Annotated in this window: 15 protein-coding genes, 1 tRNA gene and 2 pseudogenes; 14 read left to right on the top strand and 4 right to left on the bottom strand. The window is 65.7% G+C overall.

The window, feature by feature from the left end; genetic code table 11:
- Nucleotides 1-145 precede the first annotated feature (145 nt).
- On the top strand, nucleotides 146-1,204 hold the full coding sequence (nadA, locus tag AT700_RS20335; protein ID WP_003112547.1) for a quinolinate synthase NadA: 1,059 nt from the start codon (nucleotides 146-148) through the stop codon (nucleotides 1,202-1,204).
- Between the two features lie 108 nt (nucleotides 1,205-1,312).
- Here nadA and AT700_RS20330 read toward each other — a convergent pair whose 3' ends face one another.
- On the bottom strand, nucleotides 1,313-2,746 hold the full coding sequence (locus AT700_RS20330) for a tetratricopeptide repeat protein (protein WP_003112546.1): 1,434 nt from the start codon (nucleotides 2,744-2,746) through the stop codon (nucleotides 1,313-1,315).
- Between the two features lie 163 nt (nucleotides 2,747-2,909).
- Between AT700_RS20330 and AT700_RS20325 the strand changes: the two genes are divergently transcribed.
- Both AT700_RS20325 and AT700_RS20320 read left to right on the top strand, forming a co-directional pair.
- Nucleotides 2,910-3,161, top strand: coding sequence for a sulfurtransferase TusA family protein (locus AT700_RS20325; RefSeq protein ID WP_003086258.1), 252 nt, complete (start codon nucleotides 2,910-2,912; stop codon nucleotides 3,159-3,161).
- 33 nt (nucleotides 3,162-3,194) lie between these two features.
- Nucleotides 3,195-4,267 (top strand): annotated as a pseudogene (locus AT700_RS20320) (AI-2E family transporter).
- A gap of 59 nt (nucleotides 4,268-4,326) precedes the next feature.
- On the opposite strand, the pseudogene AT700_RS20315 reads toward AT700_RS20320, so the two are convergent.
- Together AT700_RS20315 and AT700_RS20310 are read right to left on the bottom strand one after the other, a co-directional pair.
- Nucleotides 4,327-4,683: pseudogene (locus AT700_RS20315) on the bottom strand (peroxiredoxin); the annotation flags it as partial.
- 126 nt (nucleotides 4,684-4,809) lie between these two features.
- Nucleotides 4,810-5,367, bottom strand: a complete 558-nt coding sequence (locus tag AT700_RS20310; RefSeq protein ID WP_003086267.1) for a glycine cleavage system protein R — start codon at nucleotides 5,365-5,367, stop codon at nucleotides 4,810-4,812.
- Nucleotides 5,368-5,550: 183 nt separating this feature from the next.
- Between AT700_RS20310 and dapA the strand changes: the two genes are divergently transcribed.
- From dapA to wapB, 6 genes are all read left to right on the top strand, one after another.
- Entirely contained in the window at nucleotides 5,551-6,429 is an 879-nt protein-coding gene (gene dapA, locus AT700_RS20305; RefSeq protein ID WP_003086270.1) for a 4-hydroxy-tetrahydrodipicolinate synthase, read from the top strand.
- A 17-nt stretch (nucleotides 6,430-6,446) separates the two neighbouring features.
- Nucleotides 6,447-7,637 carry an outer membrane protein assembly factor BamC gene (gene bamC, locus AT700_RS20300; protein WP_003086271.1) on the top strand — a complete coding sequence of 397 codons (1,191 nt, stop codon included), beginning with the start codon at nucleotides 6,447-6,449 and terminating at the stop codon, nucleotides 7,635-7,637.
- Complete coding sequence (locus AT700_RS20295; RefSeq protein WP_003123205.1) at nucleotides 7,576-8,334, top strand: MBL fold metallo-hydrolase; 759 nt, start codon at nucleotides 7,576-7,578, stop codon at nucleotides 8,332-8,334. The genes bamC and AT700_RS20295 overlap by 62 nt, the downstream gene beginning before the upstream one ends.
- 28 nt (nucleotides 8,335-8,362) lie before the next feature.
- Complete coding sequence (gene purC / locus AT700_RS20290) at nucleotides 8,363-9,073, top strand: phosphoribosylaminoimidazolesuccinocarboxamide synthase (RefSeq protein ID WP_003108622.1); 711 nt, start codon at nucleotides 8,363-8,365, stop codon at nucleotides 9,071-9,073.
- Between the two features lie 93 nt (nucleotides 9,074-9,166).
- Nucleotides 9,167-9,256 (top strand) — tRNA-Ser (locus tag AT700_RS20285).
- Nucleotides 9,257-9,606: 350 nt separating this feature from the next.
- Nucleotides 9,607-10,599 (top strand): 1,2-glucosyltransferase WapB, encoded by a 993-nt coding sequence (wapB, locus tag AT700_RS20280; RefSeq protein WP_012614415.1) that lies wholly within the window; start codon nucleotides 9,607-9,609, stop codon nucleotides 10,597-10,599.
- A 39-nt stretch (nucleotides 10,600-10,638) separates the two neighbouring features.
- Here wapB and AT700_RS20275 read toward each other — a convergent pair whose 3' ends face one another.
- Complete coding sequence (locus AT700_RS20275; protein ID WP_003120643.1) at nucleotides 10,639-11,439, bottom strand: IclR family transcriptional regulator; 801 nt, start codon at nucleotides 11,437-11,439, stop codon at nucleotides 10,639-10,641.
- 157 nt (nucleotides 11,440-11,596) lie between these two features.
- Between AT700_RS20275 and AT700_RS20270 the strand changes: the two genes are divergently transcribed.
- The 5 genes from AT700_RS20270 to AT700_RS20250 all read left to right on the top strand — a co-directional run bounded on the left by AT700_RS20270 (nucleotide 11,597) and on the right by AT700_RS20250 (nucleotide 17,675).
- A complete protein-coding gene (locus AT700_RS20270; RefSeq protein WP_003086280.1) occupies nucleotides 11,597-11,983 on the top strand; it encodes a Zn-ribbon domain-containing OB-fold protein in 387 nt (128 codons plus the stop codon).
- Complete coding sequence (locus tag AT700_RS20265) at nucleotides 11,980-13,131, top strand: thiolase (RefSeq protein ID WP_048521328.1); 1,152 nt, start codon at nucleotides 11,980-11,982, stop codon at nucleotides 13,129-13,131. The genes AT700_RS20270 and AT700_RS20265 overlap by 4 nt, the downstream gene beginning before the upstream one ends.
- 109 nt (nucleotides 13,132-13,240) lie before the next feature.
- On the top strand, nucleotides 13,241-15,388 hold the full coding sequence (locus AT700_RS20260; RefSeq protein ID WP_048521325.1) for an acetate--CoA ligase family protein: 2,148 nt from the start codon (nucleotides 13,241-13,243) through the stop codon (nucleotides 15,386-15,388).
- The gene (locus AT700_RS20255; RefSeq protein WP_003112540.1) at nucleotides 15,372-16,238 is read left to right on the top strand and encodes a MaoC/PaaZ C-terminal domain-containing protein; all 867 of its coding nucleotides are present in this window, start codon (nucleotides 15,372-15,374) and stop codon (nucleotides 16,236-16,238) included. Before AT700_RS20260 ends, AT700_RS20255 begins: the two co-directional genes overlap by 17 nt.
- Before the next feature lie 81 nt (nucleotides 16,239-16,319).
- On the top strand, nucleotides 16,320-17,675 hold the full coding sequence (locus tag AT700_RS20250) for an MFS transporter (RefSeq protein WP_003158190.1): 1,356 nt from the start codon (nucleotides 16,320-16,322) through the stop codon (nucleotides 17,673-17,675).
- The last annotated feature ends 10 nt before the right edge of the window (nucleotides 17,676-17,685 follow it).

The following is a 17,685-nucleotide window of genomic DNA, read 5'->3' as shown; positions in this document are numbered from 1 at the left end:
GGCCTTGCAGGCGGATCCCCGGGGTTTGCTCAAGGGGGACACGGGTGCCGTGCCCGAAACCTGCAATCGTCAGTTCCCTGCGGTCCAGCCTGCCGCCGGGTATAAAATCGAGAGACGCGCTGTTGCGCCTTCAGGTGTAGCGACTATGACGCACATTTCCGAACGACTCCTGGTACAGGCCCACCTGGCCGCCAAGCAACCCCGTGTGTTGAGCGAGCAGGAGAGCGCCGAGCATCGCGCGGCGATCGCGGCCGAACTGAAGGCGCAAAATGCTGTACTGGTGGCGCATTACTACTGCGACCCGGTGATCCAGGCGTTGGCCGAGGAGACCGGCGGTTGCGTATCCGATTCGCTGGAGATGGCCCGTTTCGGCAACCAGCATCCGGCGCAGACGGTGGTCGTGGCCGGGGTGCGCTTCATGGGCGAGACGGCGAAGATCCTCAACCCTGAGAAGCGTGTGCTGATGCCGACCCTCGAAGCGACCTGCTCGCTCGACCTGGGCTGCCCGGTGGATGAATTCTCGGCATTCTGCGACCAGCACCCGGAACGGACCGTGGTGGTCTATGCGAACACCTCCGCGGCGGTGAAGGCACGCGCCGACTGGGTCGTGACCTCCAGTTGCGCGGTGGAGATCGTCGAACACCTGATGGACAACGGCGAGCCCATCCTCTGGGCGCCGGACCAGCACCTGGGACGCTACATCCAGCGCGAGACGGGGGCCGACATGCTGCTCTGGGATGGCGCCTGCATCGTCCACGAGGAGTTCAAGGCCAAGCAGTTGGAAGACATGAAGGCGCTCTACCCGGACGCCGCCATCCTGGTCCACCCCGAATCGCCGGAAAGCGTGGTCGCGCTGGCCGATGCCGTGGGCTCGACCAGCCAGTTGATCAAGGCCGCGCAGACCTTGCCGAACAAGACCTTCATCGTCGCCACCGATCGCGGCATCTTCTACAAGATGCAGCAGTTGTGCCCGGACAAGGATTTCATCGAGGCCCCCACCGCCGGCAACGGCGCCGCCTGCCGCAGCTGCGCGCACTGCCCGTGGATGGCGATGAACACGCTCGAGCGGACCCTGGCCTGCCTGCGCGAGGGCAGCGGGGAAATCTTCGTCGACCCGGCGTTGATCCCGAGGGCGGTCCGACCGCTCAAGCGCATGCTCGACTTCACCCAGGCCGCGCGCCTGCGCCAGGCCGGGAACGCCTGATCCTGGCGAGGGCGTCCCGCTGCGTAGGGCGAGTAAGCGCGGTGCGGTTGTTCGCCCAACCCCCTGTTTCGATGAGCTTCGCCGGGTGTTTTTCCTCGGATATGCCGCTCAGCGGAACATTTCCTTGACCATCTTTTCCTGTTGGCGAATTTCCTGCTGGCGAGCGTCGAGTCGCGCAGCCAGTTGGAAGTTGCCGCCAGCGCGGCGCTTGGCGAAATCGAGCTGCTCGATGGCGGCCTGGTAGTCGCCGGTCAGAGACAGGTACTCGGCACGGGCCTGGTGCACGCCGATGGCGTTGTTGGTCAGGCTGCGCACCTCGGCCAGGCGGTTCCAGACATCCGGGTCCAGCGGCCGCGCCTTGCTCAGGTCGTCGAGGATCTTCTCCGATTCCTGCGGCTTGCCCATCTTCAGCATCAGGTCGGCGCGCACCTGTTTCAGCGGGTAGCTGCTGGGGAACTGGGCGAGCATCTTCTTCAACCGCTGATCGGCATCCGGAAGGCGGTTGGCGGTGATGTCCAGCTCGACCTGGGCCAGGTTGTAGGCCACGTCGTTGGGTGCCTTCGCCAGCAATTGCCTGAGGTTGTCACGGGCATCGTTGAGCTGGCCGATGCGCGTCTGCGAGATGGCCAGTCCGTAGCGCGCGGCATCCAGCTTGGGATTGTCGTTGAGCATGGCGCGGAAGCGCTTGCCGGCCATCCCCGGGGTTTCCTCGAAGAGCAACTGGGTGCGCGCGCGCATCTGCTGGTAGCGCAAGCTGTCTTCCTTGCCGCCCTGGGGATACTGTTCGGCGCGGTTACGGGTGTCGGCGATACGCGATTCGGTGACCGGGTGGGTGAGGAGGAACTCCGGCGGCTTGCCGTCGTAGCGGTACTGCCGCGCCAGGCGCTCGAACATGTTCGGCATCGAGCGCGGATCGTAACCGGCGCGAACCATGTTGGTGACGCCGACGCGGTCGGCTTCCTGCTCGTTCTGCCGGGAAAAGCGCAACTGGTTCTGGATCGCCGCCGCCTGGGTCCCGGCGATCGCCGCGATACCCGCATCCCCTGCGCCGGCGGCCGCGGCGACGATGCCGGCGAGCATCGCTGCCATCACCGGCAGTTGCATGCGCTGCTGTGCCTCGATGCCGCGGGCGAAGTGGCGCTGGATCAGGTGGCCGAGTTCGTGGGCCAGCACCGCGGCATACTCGCCTTCGGTCTGGGCGTTGAGCAGTAGCCCGCCGTTGACCCCGATCACGCCGCCGGGCGCGGCGAAGGCGTTGATCTGTGCGTCGCGGATGAGGATGAAGGCCAGCCGGTGGTCCTGCAGGTCGCTGGTTTCGGCCAGCCGGTAGACGCTGCTTTCGACGAAGTCCTTGAGCTGCGGGTCGGAGATCGCATCGACCTGGTTGCGCAGCATGCTCAGCCAGGCGCGGCCCAGCTGGAACTCCTGCTCCGGCGAAACGATCGAGGAAGATGCGTCGCCCAGGGAGGGCAGATCGTCCGACATGACCGGCGAAGCGAGCATGCAGGCGAGCGTCAACAGGGCAGGGCGCAGTACATTCATGCAGGAGGCTCAGGTTGGCAAAGGCCTTACTTTAGCCGTTGGTCATCGGCACTGCCTAGGTATCTGCCCGAGACCCCGAAGCTGTTGGACTTCGAGCGCCGTTTCAACTGGCCAGCGGCGGATAGGCTTGGGTATGCTTGTCGGCCCTTCGGGAGAGGCTGTCATGACGGATAACGATTCATCCCCCCTGGTATGTGACGCGGAGCTGGATGCCAGTGGTCTCAATTGTCCGCTGCCCCTGCTAAAGGCCAAGCTGGAGCTGAACCGCCTGCCCAGCGGCGGGGTGCTCAAGGTGATCGCCACCGATGCCGGGTCGCAGCGAGACTTCCGGGCCTTCGCCCAGCTCGCCGGCCATGAACTGCTGCGCGAAGAGGCCGCCGAAGGCGTCTATCGATACTGGCTGCGCAAGCGTTAGCGGAGCCTTCGCCGTTCCGATTCAGGATTTCCGATGATCAAGGTGTTACGCGACTGGATGCAGCGCTACTTCTCCGACGAGGAGGCAGTGGTGCTGGCGATCATGCTGGTGCTCGGCTTCAGCGTCATCCTCGCCTTCGGCGGGATGCTCGCGCCGGTACTGGCGGCGATGGTGATCGCCTTCCTGATCCAGGGCGTGGTCGGCATGCTGGAACGCTTCCGGGTGCCGCACCTGTTCGCCGTGTGGCTGGTCTACAGCCTGTTCCTCGGCTTGCTGGCGCTGTTCCTGGTGGTCCTGCTGCCGCTGCTCTGGCAGCAATTGTTCACCCTGTTCAACGAACTGCCGCGGATGCTCGGCGAATGGCAGAGCGTGCTGCTGATGCTGCCCGAGCGCTATCCCAGCCTGATCAGCGAGGAGCAGGTGCTCAAGGCCATCGAGACCGCGCGCGGCGAATTCGGCCAGATCGGCCAGTGGGCGCTGACCTCGTCGCTGGCCAGCCTGCCGGTGGTGGTGAACGTCATGATCTACCTGGTGCTGGTGCCGATCCTGGTGTTCTTCTTCCTCAAGGACAAGAAGCGCTTCCATACCTGGTTCCACCGCTACCTGCCGCGCGAGCGCGGGCTGATGAAACAGGTCTGGGCCGAGATGAACCAGCAGATCGCCAATTACATTCGCGGCAAGGTCATCGAGATCGTCATTACCGGCGCGGTGACCTACATCGCCTTCGCCTACCTGGGGCTCAACTACGCAGCGCTGCTGGCCCTGCTGGTCGGCCTGTCGGTGGTGGTGCCGTACATCGGCGCGGTGGTGGTGAGCGTACCGGTGGCGATGATCGCCTTCTTCCAGTGGGGCTGGAGCGACCAGTTCATCTACCTGATGGTGGCCCACGCGATCATCCAGGCGCTGGATGGCAACGTGCTGGTGCCGCTGCTGTTCTCCGAGGCGGTGAACCTGCACCCGGTGGCGATCATCTGCGCGGTGTTGCTGTTCGGCGGGCTCTGGGGCTTCTGGGCGTGTTCTTCGCGATCCCCCTGGCGACCCTGGTGAAAGCGGTGCTGGATGCCTGGCCCAAGGACCTTCCCGAGACTCCGGCAGCCACGCGATAGCATCGGCCGCATGAAAAATGCAAAAGGCCGCGGATGCGGCCTTTTTTTTGGGGCGGGGCTCAGGCGCCGTTGAGCGCTTGGGCGGCGGCGAGAACCGCGTCGACATGCCCGGGCACCTTCACGCCGCGCCACTCCTGGCGCAGTACGCCGTCCCTGTCGATCAGGAAGGTGCTGCGGTCGACGCCCATGTATTCCTTGCCGTAGAGCTTCTTCAGCTTGATCACGTCGAACAGTTGGCAGACCGCTTCATCCTTGTCGCTGATCAGCTCGAAGGGGAATTCCTGTTTGCACTTGAAGTTCTCGTGGGACTTCAGGCCGTCGCGGGAGATGCCGAAGACCTCGGTATTGGCCTTCTGGAACGCCGCGTACTGGTCGCGGAAGCCCTGGCCCTCGGTGGTGCAACCGGGGTGCTGTCCTTCGGGTAGAAGTACAGGACGACCTGCTTGCCCTTCAGCGCGGACAGGGTCACCTCCTTGCCGCTGGTTGCGGGGCGGTGAAGTCGGGTACGGGTTTGTCGATTGCGACCGGCATGGCTCGGCTCCTCAGGGGTGTTGGGGGCGCCAGGGTTCGATCAGGGCATCCAGGTTCAGGGCGTCGGCGAAGTCCAGGAACTGGTCGCGCAGCCAACTGATCTGGGTGCCGGCGGGCAGCGTCACGGTAATCGTGGCGTTGAGCATGGTGGTGTTGGTGTGCGGCGCCTGGTAGGTGTCGCAGGTCAGGTTCTCCAGCTCGATGTTGTGGTCGATGAAGAACTGGCAGAGTTCGTTGAGGATGTCCGGGCGATACACCGCGCTGACATAGGCCACGTAAGGCAACGCCTGGGCGCGGGTCACGTGAGCGTTGCTGCGGGTCATGCTGAGGGTGATGTCGCCGCGCTTGGTGAGGGCCGGCAGGCTGCCCTCGAGGCGGGCGAGGGCATCCCAGCTTCCGGAGATCTGCAGCACCAGGGCGCTGAACTCTCCGTGGCGGGTCAGGCGGCTGCTGACCACGGCGCAGCGGCTCTCGACGCAGGCGCGGCAGAGCAGGGTGGTCAGCTCCATCGGATTGGGGCCGAGGGCGCTGATCAGAAGGAATTGTTCGCGGGGTTGGCTGGTGGACATTCAACTTTCCTGGAATACGCTGGCGGCACGGGCCGTACCTAAAGCGGGAAGGGTAGCGAAAAGCGCCGCCGAGGGAAACGTCTGCCGCCTGTCAGCGGCTTCCGACGAGGTGGCGCTCGTCTTGTGCAAGGCCTGCCGCCGACAGTACCATTACCGCTTTAATTTCGCGGCAGGAGCGGTTGCATGATTGCGGGCAGTATGGTGGCACTAGTCACCCCCTTCGATGCTCAGGGTCGACTGGACTGGGACAGCCTCGCCAAGCTGGTGGACTTCCACTTGCAGGAAGGCACCAACGCCATCGTCGCCGTCGGCACCACCGGTGAATCGGCCACGCTGGACGTGGAAGAGCACATCCAGGTGATCCGTCGCGTGGTCGACCAGGTCAAGGGCCGCATCCCGGTGATCGCCGGCACCGGCGCCAACTCCACCCGCGAGGCGGTGGCGCTGACCGAGGCCGCGAAAAGCGGCGGCGCCGACGCCTGCCTGCTGGTGACGCCGTACTACAACAAGCCGACCCAGGAAGGCATGTACCAGCACTTCCGCCATATCGCCGAAGCCGTTGCGATCCCGCAGATCCTCTACAACGTACCGGGCCGCACCTCCTGCGACATGCTTCCGGAGACCGTCGAGCGCCTGTCCAAGGTGCCGAACATCATCGGCATCAAGGAGGCCACCGGCGACCTGCAACGCGCCAAGGAAGTCATCGAGCGCGTCGGCAAGGACTTCCTCGTCTATTCCGGCGACGACGCCACGGCCGTCGAGCTGATGCTGCTGGGTGGCAAGGGCAACATCTCCGTGACCGCCAACGTCGCGCCGCGCGCCATGAGCGACCTGTGCGCCGCCGCCATGCGCGGCGACGCCGCAGCCGCGCGCGCTATCAACGATCGCCTGATGCCGCTGCACAAGGCGCTGTTCATCGAATCCAACCCCATTCCGGTGAAGTGGGCCCTGCATGAGATGGGTCTGATCCCCGAGGGCATCCGCCTGCCCCTGACCTGGCTCAGCCCGCGTTGCCACGAGCCGCTGCGTCAGGCCATGCGCCAGACCGGCGTATTGGCTTGATCAAGGAGCTCCACGCAATGAAGCGACTGGCTGGACTGACCGCCCTCGCCCTGGTTATCGGCAACACTTCCGGCTGCGGCTGGCTGTGGGGGCCGGAGGGCTATTTCCGCGACCGCGGTGACGACTACCTCGGCGCCCGCGAAACGCCTCCCATGCAATTGCCCGAAGGGGTGCACAGCAAGCCGCTCGATCCGCTGCTGCCGATTCCGCTGAACGTCGCCACCACCCACGAAAAAGAGGGTGAGTACGAGGTTCCGCGTCCGCAGCCGCTGGCCAACGCCGGCGACATCAGCGACTACAGCCTGCAGCGCAGCGGTGATAGCCGCTGGGTCGTGGCCCAGCGTCCGCCGGCGGAAGTCTGGCCGGTGGCCCGGCAGTTCTTCGAGGAGAACGGTTTCCGCATCGCCGACGAGCGCCCGCAGACCGGCGAGTTCAGTTCCGACTGGCAATCGCTGTCGCAGCTTTCCGCGCCGCTGGCACGCCGCCTTAGCAGCCGCGTGAGCGGTGTCGAGCCGGACGGCCAGGCACGGGTTCGGGTGCGTATCGAGCCCGGCGTGCAAAGCAATACCAGCGAGGTCTACGTGCTCAGCCAGACCCGCGCCGCCGGTGACACCAGCAGCCCGAGCTGGCCGAGCAAGTCGGTGGCGCCGAGCCTCGACGCGGCGCTGCTCGACGAGATGGTCGCGAGCATGGCGCGCAGCGCCGAGCAGGGCGGCTCGGTCTCCCTGCTGGCAGCCAACTCGATCTACGACACGCCCGGCACCTTCGAGTTGAGCAAGGACGGCAGCGGCAACCCGGTGCTGACCTTGCAATCCGACTTCGACCGCTCCTGGGTCAGTGTCGGGCGTGCCCTGGATAACGCCGATATCCGCGTCGACGACCTCAACCGCAGCCTTGGCGTGTACTACGTGAACATCGCCGAAGGGGCGAAGAAGCCCGACGAAGACAAGCCCGGGTTCTTCAGTCGCCTGTTCGGCGGCGGCGAGAAGACCAAGGAAGAGGAAGACGCCAAGGCGCAGCGCTACCAGGTCCGCCTGACCACCGTCAGCGACGCCGTGCAGGTCACCGTCGACAAGGACATCAACACCTCTGCGCCGGCCGATGTCGCGCAAAACGTACTGGAAAAACTCCAGGAGAGCATGCGCAATGCGGTTCGCGGTTCTGGGCAGCGGAAGCCGGGGCAATTCGGCCTTGGTGAGCAGTTCTGACACCCGGATACTGATCGATTGCGGCTTCCCGCTGCGTGAAATCATCAAGCGTCTGGCGCGCCTGGGGCTGAGCCCCGCGCAGCTGGACGCGATCCTGGTCACGCACGAACACGCCGATCACATCCATGGCGTCGAACTGCTGGCGCGGCATTACCAAATCCCGGTCTATCTCAGTGCGGGTACCCTGAGCGGCATGCGCCGCCCGGTGCACCCCGCCGAGCTGTTGAGGGCCGGCCAGCGCCTGGCGATCCGCGGGCTGGAAGTGCAGGTGGTTGGCGTCTCGCACGACGCCCGCGAGCCTACCCAGTTCGTGCTGTCCGATGGGCAGCGGCGCTTCGGCATGCTCACCGATCTGGGAATGGCCACGGCCGAGGTGCTGGAGTGCTATCGTGCGGTGGATGCTCTGGTGGTCGAGGCCAACCACGACAGCACGATGCTTGCCGGGGGCCCGTATCCCTATTTTCTCAAGGCCCGCGTAGGCGGTTCGCGAGGGCACTTGAACAACCATCAGTCCGCAGAACTGGTGAAGCAGCTGGATTGGGGTCGCATGCAGCACCTGGTGCTGGCCCATCTCAGCGAAAAGAACAACTCGCCGCAGCTGGCCCGGCAAACCTTCGTCGACACCCTTGGGTGCGATCCGGGCTGGCTGCAGGTGGCCGATCAGCATTCAGGCCTGGATTGGCGCGAGATCGCCTAGGCCCTATTACCCGTAAGCGGAGCCCATCATGGAAAAACGCGAAGAACTCTACCGCGGCAAAGCCAAGTCGGTTTACCAGACCGACGATGCCGATCGTCTCATCCTGCTGTTCCGCAACGACACCTCCGCCTTCGACGGCAAGCGCATCGAACAGCTCGATCGCAAGGGCGCGGTGAACAACAAGTTCAACGCCTTCATCATGCAGAAGCTGGAAGCTGCCGGCATTCCGACCCAGTTCGACAAGCTGCTGTCGGATACCGAGTGCCTGGTGAAGAAGCTCGACATGATCCCGGTCGAGTGCGTGGTGCGCAATTTCGCCGCCGGCAGCCTGGTGCGTCGCCTCGGCGTGGAAGAGGGCATCGCCCTGACTCCTCCCACCTTCGAGTTGTTCCTGAAGAACGACGCCCTGGGCGATCCGTTCATCAACGAATCCCACGTCCAGGCCTTCGGCTGGGCCACTCCCGAGCAGCTGGCGCAGATGAAGACCTATTCCTTCAAGGTCAATGAAGTGCTGAACAAGCTGTTCGACGATGCCGGTCTGCTGCTGGTGGACTTCAAGCTGGAGTTCGGCCTGTTCCATGGCCAGATCGTCCTCGGCGACGAGTTCAGCCCGGACGGCTGCCGTCTGTGGGACAAGGAAACCCGCAAGAAGATGGACAAGGACCGCTTCCGCCAGGGCCTCGGCGATGTGATCGAAGCCTACGAAGAGGTAGCCAAGCGGCTGGGCGTGCCGCTTTAACCTCAAAATGCGCGCAACCATCTGAAAGAACGCGAAAAAATCTTCAAGAAAGCTTCGCGTTCTTCGTACAAGCTGGTATCATGCGCGCCGCACGGAGAGATGCCGGAGTGGTCGAACGGGACGGATTCGAAATCCGTTGAGTCAGCAATGGCTCCTAGGGTTCAAATCCCTATCTCTCCGCCATTACATATGAGCAAAGCCCCTGGAATGCCTGGCGTTCCGGGGGCTTTGTCTTTTCTGGCGAGCGTTCGGGCATCCCCTCTGCGGGGCGGGCGAAAAAGCCGTGCCATGGTTTCGGGTGCCGGCCAGGTCGTGCAGCTTTCCTAGGAATGCTGCGGGCCCTTCCTTCGTTCTGCCCTTCCTTCTCCTCTGGGTGGTCGTCCCGCTCTGTCTGGGTTTCGTGGGTGCGCTGAGCGCGCATTTCTCCATTGCTTCCGATTTTCTGTCCTTCGAGCGCCGGGTCGGGCGACCTGCCGGTTTCGATGGTCGGGGCGGTTCTTCTTAGTATCCCGGCGCTTGAAGGCGCCGCGGATGTGTGGCCGAGCTGCATGGCACGGTTTCCTTCCAGCGGACAGCCAGGTTATCGGTTTGTGCCGAGTCCCGGAGCCGGGGCTGGGGAGGAAGAAATGCGACCGCTCGTTTCCGTCGTTTGCGCCTGTTTCAATATCTCGAAGTATCTGGACGAGGCGATTGCCAGTATCTACGCGCAGGGCTATCCCAATCTCGAGTTGATCGTGGTGGATGACGGATCCACGGACGACACCTATGAGCGTCTCGCCATGCTCCGCGAGCGTCACGGTTTCCAGCTCTACCGCCAGGCTAACCGAGGGGTGAGCGACGCGCTCAATCACGGTTTGCGTCATGCGCGGGGGGAGTTCGTGATGACTCCCGACCTCGACGACATTGTCCTGCCTGGAGCGCTCGACACGCGCGTCGACTACTTGCTTGCGCACCCCGAGGTCGGGTGCGTGGGCGGTTTCAATATCTGTATCGACAGTGCCGGTAACGAAGTGGCGCGAGACGGTTTCAGCGAGGGTTGTGTGGAGCGTTGGGGGTTCGATGCAGCATTGGCCGAGACCCTGGTGGTCATGCCGCTTACGGCGCTCTACCGCATGGACGCGATGAAGCGGGCGGATTTCTTCGACCCGTCGATTCGCGTGCAGGATTTCCAGATCACCCTCAGGATCGCGGCGCAGGGCTATGAAATTCATCGACTACCGGCCTACATGGGGCGTTATCGCCGGCATGGAAGCGGTCTATCCGGCAGGTACAAGCTCAATTACGAGGCGGATATGCAAGCCATCGAGCCTTATCGGGCTCACCCGAATTATCGCCGGGCCCGGCAACTGATCCTGAACAAGGCGCTGAAGAAGGCTGTTGTCCAGGATGGGCGATATGCCTGGCAGCTGTTCCGCTCGGTGCCGCTGCGGGCGTGGGACCGGGTGACGCTGAAGCGATTCTGGCGCTTCCTCCGTTATCTGCCGGTCCTCGGGTTGAAAGGTGGTACCGACGTCGCGGGTCGATAACGGCGGGCCGGCTAATCTTTCAGTGGGTTGAATGTCATTTCAGGATTTCCCCTTCAGTGCCTCGCCCTGGGGAAATAGCGCGCGGCTCACGAAGCGCGCGGTATCCCGCAGGCTGGTGCCGATCCGTTCCAGGTCGTCGGGCTGGTGCTGGGCGCTGATGCCGATCGCGGAGATGGCGAAGCGCGGTTGTCCGTCGCGGTCGGTGATGGCGCTGGCGACCATGCTCACGCCGCGGTAAAGGTGTTCCTGGTCGATAGCCCAGCCGCGCTCGACGGCCTCGGTCGCTTCGGCCTGGTAGCGCTCGAAGCTCGGCGGATTTTCCCAGCGCACGCGGGTCAGTCGGCGGCGCAGTTCGTCCTCCGGCAGTTCGCGCAGGCCGGCAATGCAACGCCCGGCGGCGCCGACCAGTTCCGGCAGGCGCGTGCCGACGGCGACGTTGACGTGGGCGACGGGCGGTGCGGCAAGGGCGATGACGCGGATGTGCGCATCGTCGGTGACTTGCCACAGGGCGATGAGGATGTGGTGGGCAAGGCTTAGTCGCTCCAGCTCTGGCTGGATCAGGTCGGCATAGCTGCGTCCGACGAATCCTACGGCCAGTTCCGACAGGCCAAGGCCCAGTTGGTAGGTCTTGCCCGCATCGTCGAAGGATGTCAGTCGTTCGTTGCTTAGGGTGCGCAGGATATTGAAGGCGCTGCTCGGGCTGATACCGGTGGCGCGAGCGATGGCGGCCACGCCTTGCGGTCCGTCGGCGTGGGCCAGGTGGCGAAGTATCTGAATGGCGTTCACTACCGCGCCGACATCTTTGCTGCTGGTGCCTTTGGTTGTGGCGTCCTTGGTCATTTTTCCTCTTTTCATTCAGTATTGTGATTGACATTCACGATAGTGAATATATTCTGGCCTTCCGGAACGTACAACCGGGGGCGGAAGCAGTATCCGGTTCGGCGTCCAGCGCGATGCACTTTGCAGCAAAGGTCGACAAGAACAAAGGAGAAACCTCGTGGCAGATCTTCCCGATGGCAGTACTCCGGGACCTGAGGCGCAGTACCTTGCGTTTCTCGCCCAGGGCCGTTTCATGTTGCAGCGCAGCCGTTCCAGCGGTCGCCATGTGTTCTACCCGCGCCAGTTGGTGCCGGGTAGCGGCGAGACTGATCTCGAGTGGGTTCCCGCCAGCGGCCTGGGTACGCTCTACGCGATCACTGTCAATCGCTCCCGCGGCGGCAATCACAATGTCGCGCTGGTCGACCTGGACGAGGGCGTGCGCATGATGTCGCGGATCGACGGGCACCAGAGCCTGCCGATCGGCACCCGTGTGCAGGCGCGCATCGTCGAGCAGGATGGTGCCAATGTCGTGGTGTTCGTTCCCCACCAGGAGGGACGACCATGAACGCAGCCATCCGTGGCAAGACCGCCATCGTCGGCATCGGTAGCGCCGGCGTCGGCGAGGCGCCGGGCTACAGCGCCATCGAACTGCTCGGCCAGGCGTCGCTCAGGGCCATTGCCGATGCCGGCCTGAAGCTTTCCGACATCGACGCGATCTTCGCCGCCACCAGCTCCCATGCCTTTCCCACCTTGTCGGTCGCCGAATACCTCGGCATCCGCCCGAAATTCGTGGATGGCACCAATATCGGCGGCTCCAGTTTCGAGCTGCACCTGCTGCAGGCCACTTTGGCACTGGAGGCCGGTCTCTGCGACGCTGCGCTGATCTGCTACGGCTCCAACCAGCGAACCGCCGGCGGCCGCCTGGTATCGATGAGCGAGCCACAATGGCACGAGACGCCCTACAAGCCGCGCCACCCGATCACCGCCTATGCCCTGGCGGCCAGCCGGCACATGCACCAGTACGGCACCACACGCGAGCAGCTCGCCGAGGTGGCGGTCTCTGCCCGGCAATGGGCCAACCTGAATCCCGAGGCGTTCGCCCGCGGGCCGTTGAGCGTCGATGACGTCCTTGCCGCGCGGATGGTCAGCGACCCGCTGAGTGCCGCCGACTGCTGCCTGGTCACCGACGGCGGTGGCGCCTGCGTGGTAGTGCGCGCCGAGCGCGCCCGCGACTTGCCCAATGCGCCGGTGTACTTCCTTGGCGCGGCCGGAGCGCAGTGGCATCGCTCGATCGTGTCGATGCCCGACCTCACCGTGACGGCGGCCTCGGAAAGCGCTCCGCGAGCCATGCAGATGGCCGGTGTGCGGCACGCCGACATCGACCTGGTGATGCTCTACGACGCCTTTACCATCAACACCCTGCTGTTCCTCGAGGACCTGGGTTTCTGCGCCAAGGGCGAGGGCGGCCCATTCGTCCAGGGCGGACGCATCGCGCCCGGCGGCGAGCTGGCGGTGAACACCAACGGTGGCGGGCTGTCCTGCGTGCATCCGGGGATGTACGGGATGTTCCTGATCATCGAGGCGGTGACCCAGCTCCGCCGCCAGGCCGGCGAGCGGCAGTTGGCCAAGGCCGACGTGGCGTTGCTGCACGGCAACGGCGGCACGCTGTCCAGCCAGGTAACCGCGTTGCTCGGCACCGGCGACACGCTCTAGACCCCTGGCCGACAGGCCTTCCGGGCGCTGCCGTGGCGGCGTCCCGCGGGCGCGCTCGCCCGCGAGAAGGTTGTCGTGCCGGCCACAGACAAACGGATCAGGTGAACCCATGTCAGCGAACCACTCGCAACAGCTCATCGACGCTCCCCGTTTCGCCAGTCTTACTCCATTGATCGAACCACGCTCGGTCGCGGTGATCGGCGCTTCCAGCGACCCGACCCGCATCGGTGGCCGTCCCATCGCCTACATGCTGCGCCATGGCTATGCCGGGCAAATCCTCCCGGTCAATCCGAATCGTGCTGAAATCCAGGGGCTGCCGGCCTTCGCCAGCGTTGCGGAGCTGCCGCAGGCACCGGACGTGGCCATTGTCGCGGTGCCTGCGCCTCAGGTGCTGGAGACCGTCCGGGCGCTGGGCCGCCAGGGGGCGCGCAGTGCCATCGTGTTCTCTTCCGGATTCAGCGAGGTCGGCGAGGCCGGCGCGGCGATGCAGGATGCGGTGGTAGCCGCTGCCCGCGAGCACGGTATGCGCCTGCTCGGTCCGAATGCGCTCGGTGCGTTCAACAGTAACCTGGGTTATTACGCGTTCTTCTCCACCAGCCTGGAACGTGGCGTACCGCTGCCCGGCCGGGTAGGCATCGCCACCCAGTCCGGTGCCTACGGCGCGCACCTGCTCGGCATGGCGCGCCAGTGCCGCCTGGGAACCCCTATCTGCGTGGCCACCGGTAACGAGGCCGACGTCACCCTGGGCGACAGCATCGGCTGGCTGGTGGAGTCGCCGGAGATCGACGTGGTGATGGCCTACGCCGAATCCATCCGCAACGTCGACAGCTTCCTCGCCGCCCTGGAGGCCGCGCATCGCGCCGGCAAGCCGGTGATCCTGCACAAGGTCGGGCGCAGCGCCCTGGGTAGCCGCGCGGCGCTGTCCCACACCGCTTCGCTGGCCGGCGACGACAAGGTGCTGGACGCCGTGCTGGGCGACTATGCGGTGATCCGCGCCAGGACCACCGAGGAACTGATGGACATCGCCTACCTCGCCACCCGGCGTATCTATCCGGTGGGCAACAGCCTCGGCATGATCACCGTCAGCGGCGGCGCCGGGATCATCGTCAGCGATGTCGCCGAGGAAGTCGGCCTGCCGATGCCGCCGATGCCGGACATGGCCCAGGAGCGGCTGAAGGCACGGCTGTCCTTCGCTTCGCCGATCAACCCGGTGGACTACACCGCGCAGGCCCTGAACGACCTGACGCTGGTGCGCGACTTTACCGAGTCGATGGTGGTCGACGGTGGCTACCGTTCGCTGCTCGCCTTCTTCACCCAGGCCGGCACCGCCGCCTCCATCGGCGCGCGTCTGGCCGAGCAGTTCCGGCGGATCAAGGAGGCTTATCCCGAGCGTCTGTTCGTGGTCTCGGTGATGGGCGAGGGGGAGGAGCTGGCACCCTACGAGGAGGCCGGCTTCGCACTGTTCGAAGACCCCACCCGGGCGGTAGTGGCGATCCAGGCCATGGGGCGGCTCGGCGAAGCCTTCGCCCGGCCGTTGCGCCTGCGCCGGCCTGCCGGCGGGCTACAGTTGCCCGCCTCCACGCCCGGCGAAGCCGAGGCCAAGCGCCTGCTGGCGCGCGCCGGTATCGAGTCCGCCGCCGAGGCGGTGCTGGGCAGTGCCGAAGAGGCGGTTGCCTTCGCCGAGGGCATCGGATACCCGGTGGTGCTGAAGCTCGCCTCGGCGGACATCCAGCACAAGTCGGAAATCGGCGGCGTGCTGCTTGGCGTAAGCGATGCGGACGCGGTACGCGCCGGTTTCCAACTGCTCCTGCGCCGGGCCGCCGAGAAGGCGCCGCAGGCGCGTCTCGATGGCGTCCTGGTGGCGCGCCAACTGCAGGGCGGGGTGGAGTGCTTCATGGGGATCCAGCGCGATCCGCTGTTCGGCCCGGTGGCGTTGTTCGGCCTGGGCGGGATCTTCGTCGAAGTGCTGCAGGACGTGGTGTTCCGCCGCTGCCCGTTCGAGGTCGACGAAGCCGAGGCGATGATCCGTAGCATCAGAGGCGCGCCGCTCCTGTTCGGCGCGCGTGGCCGGCCGCGGGCCGACGTCGCGGCGCTGGCACGGCTGCTGTCGAATCTCTCGCGGTTCGCCTGGGAGGCGGGAGAGCGCTTGCGCTCGGTGGACCTCAACCCGGTCATCGCCTTGCCGGAGGGCCAGGGCGCCTGGGCGGTGGATGCGGTGTTGGAAGTCGAGGAGGTGGCCGATGGCGCTCGATCCTGAGGTGCTCCTGAACTACCCGATCCCCGAAGTACGCCAGCGCTACAGCCGGCGCGACAGCGCCTTCTACGCATTGAGCCTCGGTCTGGGCGGCGACCCGCTGGACGAGCGCCAACTGGCCTACGTCGATCCGTGCCGCGATCTCCAGGCATTGCCGTGCATGGCCCTGGTGCTCGGTCATCCGGGCTTCTGGCTGGGCAATCCGGCGACTGGCGTGGACGCGCTGCGCCTGGTTCACGGCGAGCAGCGCCTGGAGTGGCGGCGGCCGTTGCCGGCGGAAGGCGAGGTGATCGGCCGGACCCGGGTCACCGGTCTGGTAGACAAGGGCGCCGACAAGGGCGCGCTGCTCTACAGCGAGAAGGTGCTCAGCGACGCGCTCAGCGGCGAGGTGCTGGCTGTCGCCCGCAGCACCACCTTCCTTCGCGGCGACGGCGGCTTCGGTGGTTCCCGGCAGGTGCCGGAAACGCCGCATCGCTTGCCTGAACGGACACCCGACCTGCGACTCGACCTGCCGACCCGTCCGGAGCAGGCCCTGTACTACCGCCTCAACGGCGACGACAACCCGCTCCACGCGGAGCCCGCGGCAGCGCTGCGGGCCGGCTTCCCGCGGCCGATCCTGCATGGCCTGTGCACCCTCGGCGTGGCATTCCACGCGGTGTTGCGCGGGCTCGCCGACTACCGCGCGGGGCAACTGGGACATCTGCAGGTGCGTTTCTCGGCTCCGGTGTTTCCCGGCGAGACCTTGCGTACCGAGATGTGGAGCGACGGCTCGTTCCGCACTCGCGTCGTCGAGCGCGATGTGGTGGTGCTGGACAACGGCCGGGTAGGTCCGCCGCCAGAGCGGCCGGACTGAAGCGAAGGGCGGCGGCGCGAGGGAACGACCGTCGGGCTGCCGTGAAGATCAACCGAAATCCTGCTTGCGAGAACAAGAATAATGAATGCAACCGCGCTTTCCCCGAACCCGGCGCCGGCCATTTCCCGGCGCACCATGCTGATCGCCTTCGTCTTCTGCTTCCTCGGCCTGCTCGCCGACGGCGTCGACCTGATGTTCCTGGCCTACAGCCTCAACAGCCTGAAGGCCGAATTCGGCCTGAGCAACTTCGAAGCCGGCTCCCTCGGCAGCCTGACTCTCGCCGGCATGGCCGTCGGCGGCATCTATGGCGGCTGGTGCTGCGACCGCTTCGGCCGGGTGCGAGTGGTGACCTGGACCATCGTGCTGTTCTCCATCGGTACCGCGTTGCTGGGGCTGACCCAGAACTACTGGCAGTTCGCGCTGATCCGCTTCGTCGCCTCGCTCGGCCTCGGCTCGCTGTTCGTCGCCTGCAACATCCTGATGTCCGAGTGCGTCGGAACCAGGTACCGCACCACCATCCTCGCCGCCATGCAGGCCGGCTGGACCGTGGGCTACCTGGTGGCGACCCTGCTGGCGGGGCAGATCATCCCCGAGTTCGGCTGGCGCGCCTTGTTCTTCACCGCCGTGGCGCCGGCGCTGGTCTGCCTGGCCCTGCGGCCCTGGGTGCCGGAGTCGCCGTCCTGGCTCGCGGCCCAGGCCGGGCGCCAGCGTCCCGGCGCGGCTCCGCAGAGCCACGCCGAGGCTGGCGGCGCCGGCCCGCTGGGACGGATGCTGGGCGATCCGGAAACGCGCGGCATGTTCCTGCTCTGGAGCCTCACCTCCTGCTTCCTGCTGTTCGGCTACTACGGCACCAACAACTGGATGCCGTCCTACCTGGAGAGCGAGTTGGGGATGAACTTCAAGTCGATGACCGGCTACATGGTCGGCACCTACAGCGCGATGATCCTCGGCAAGGTCGCCGCCGGCGTCTGCGCCGATCTCTTCGGCCGGCGCCTGACCTTCGCCGCCGGGGCCATCGGCAGCGCCGCCTTCATGCCGTTGATCGTGTTCTACCACTCGCCCTCCAACATCCTCTGGATCCTCATCACCTTCGGCTTCATCTACGGCGTTCCGGTCGGGGTGCTGGCCACCTACATGACCGAGAGCTTCTCCACCCGCGTCCGCGGCTCGGCGGTGGGCACCGCCTACAACCTGGGTCGTATCGGCGCGGCGGTGGCGCCCGCCGGCATCGGCCTGCTGGCCACCCACGTGTCGATCGGCGCGGGTTTCCTGGTGATGGGCATCACCTACGTGCTCACCGGGCTGATCCCGGCGCTGTTCATTGCGGACCGGCTCTACGACCCGAACCGCGAGTCCCGCGATGCCGAGAGCGCTTCCCGACGGCAAGCGCCGGGCAGTGCCGGGGATACCGCCGAGCGGCGCGCGGCCAAGGCCTGATCCTGCGGCA

Origin of the sequence: Pseudomonas aeruginosa (assembly GCF_001457615.1) — a bacterium.
Classification (GTDB): domain Bacteria; phylum Pseudomonadota; class Gammaproteobacteria; order Pseudomonadales; family Pseudomonadaceae; genus Pseudomonas; species Pseudomonas aeruginosa.
Note: the sequence above shows the minus strand (reverse complement) of the source record. Positions and strands in the feature narration are given on the sequence as shown.

Coding starts and splice junctions, on each gene's coding strand:
- nadA (WP_003112547.1), top strand. CDS start 146: ATGACGCACATTTCCGAACGACTCCTGGTACAGGCCCACCTGGCCGCC.
- AT700_RS20330 (WP_003112546.1), bottom strand. CDS start 2,746: ATGAATGTACTGCGCCCTGCCCTGTTGACGCTCGCCTGCATGCTCGCT.
- AT700_RS20325 (WP_003086258.1), top strand. CDS start 2,910: ATGACGGATAACGATTCATCCCCCCTGGTATGTGACGCGGAGCTGGAT.
- AT700_RS20310 (WP_003086267.1), bottom strand. CDS start 5,367: ATGTCCACCAGCCAACCCCGCGAACAATTCCTTCTGATCAGCGCCCTC.
- dapA (WP_003086270.1), top strand. CDS start 5,551: ATGATTGCGGGCAGTATGGTGGCACTAGTCACCCCCTTCGATGCTCAG.
- bamC (WP_003086271.1), top strand. CDS start 6,447: ATGAAGCGACTGGCTGGACTGACCGCCCTCGCCCTGGTTATCGGCAAC.
- AT700_RS20295 (WP_003123205.1), top strand. CDS start 7,576: ATGCGGTTCGCGGTTCTGGGCAGCGGAAGCCGGGGCAATTCGGCCTTG.
- purC (WP_003108622.1), top strand. CDS start 8,363: ATGGAAAAACGCGAAGAACTCTACCGCGGCAAAGCCAAGTCGGTTTAC.
- AT700_RS20275 (WP_003120643.1), bottom strand. CDS start 11,439: ATGACCAAGGACGCCACAACCAAAGGCACCAGCAGCAAAGATGTCGGC.
- AT700_RS20265 (WP_048521328.1), top strand. CDS start 11,980: ATGAACGCAGCCATCCGTGGCAAGACCGCCATCGTCGGCATCGGTAGC.
- AT700_RS20260 (WP_048521325.1), top strand. CDS start 13,241: ATGTCAGCGAACCACTCGCAACAGCTCATCGACGCTCCCCGTTTCGCC.
- AT700_RS20255 (WP_003112540.1), top strand. CDS start 15,372: ATGGCGCTCGATCCTGAGGTGCTCCTGAACTACCCGATCCCCGAAGTA.
- AT700_RS20250 (WP_003158190.1), top strand. CDS start 16,320: ATGAATGCAACCGCGCTTTCCCCGAACCCGGCGCCGGCCATTTCCCGG.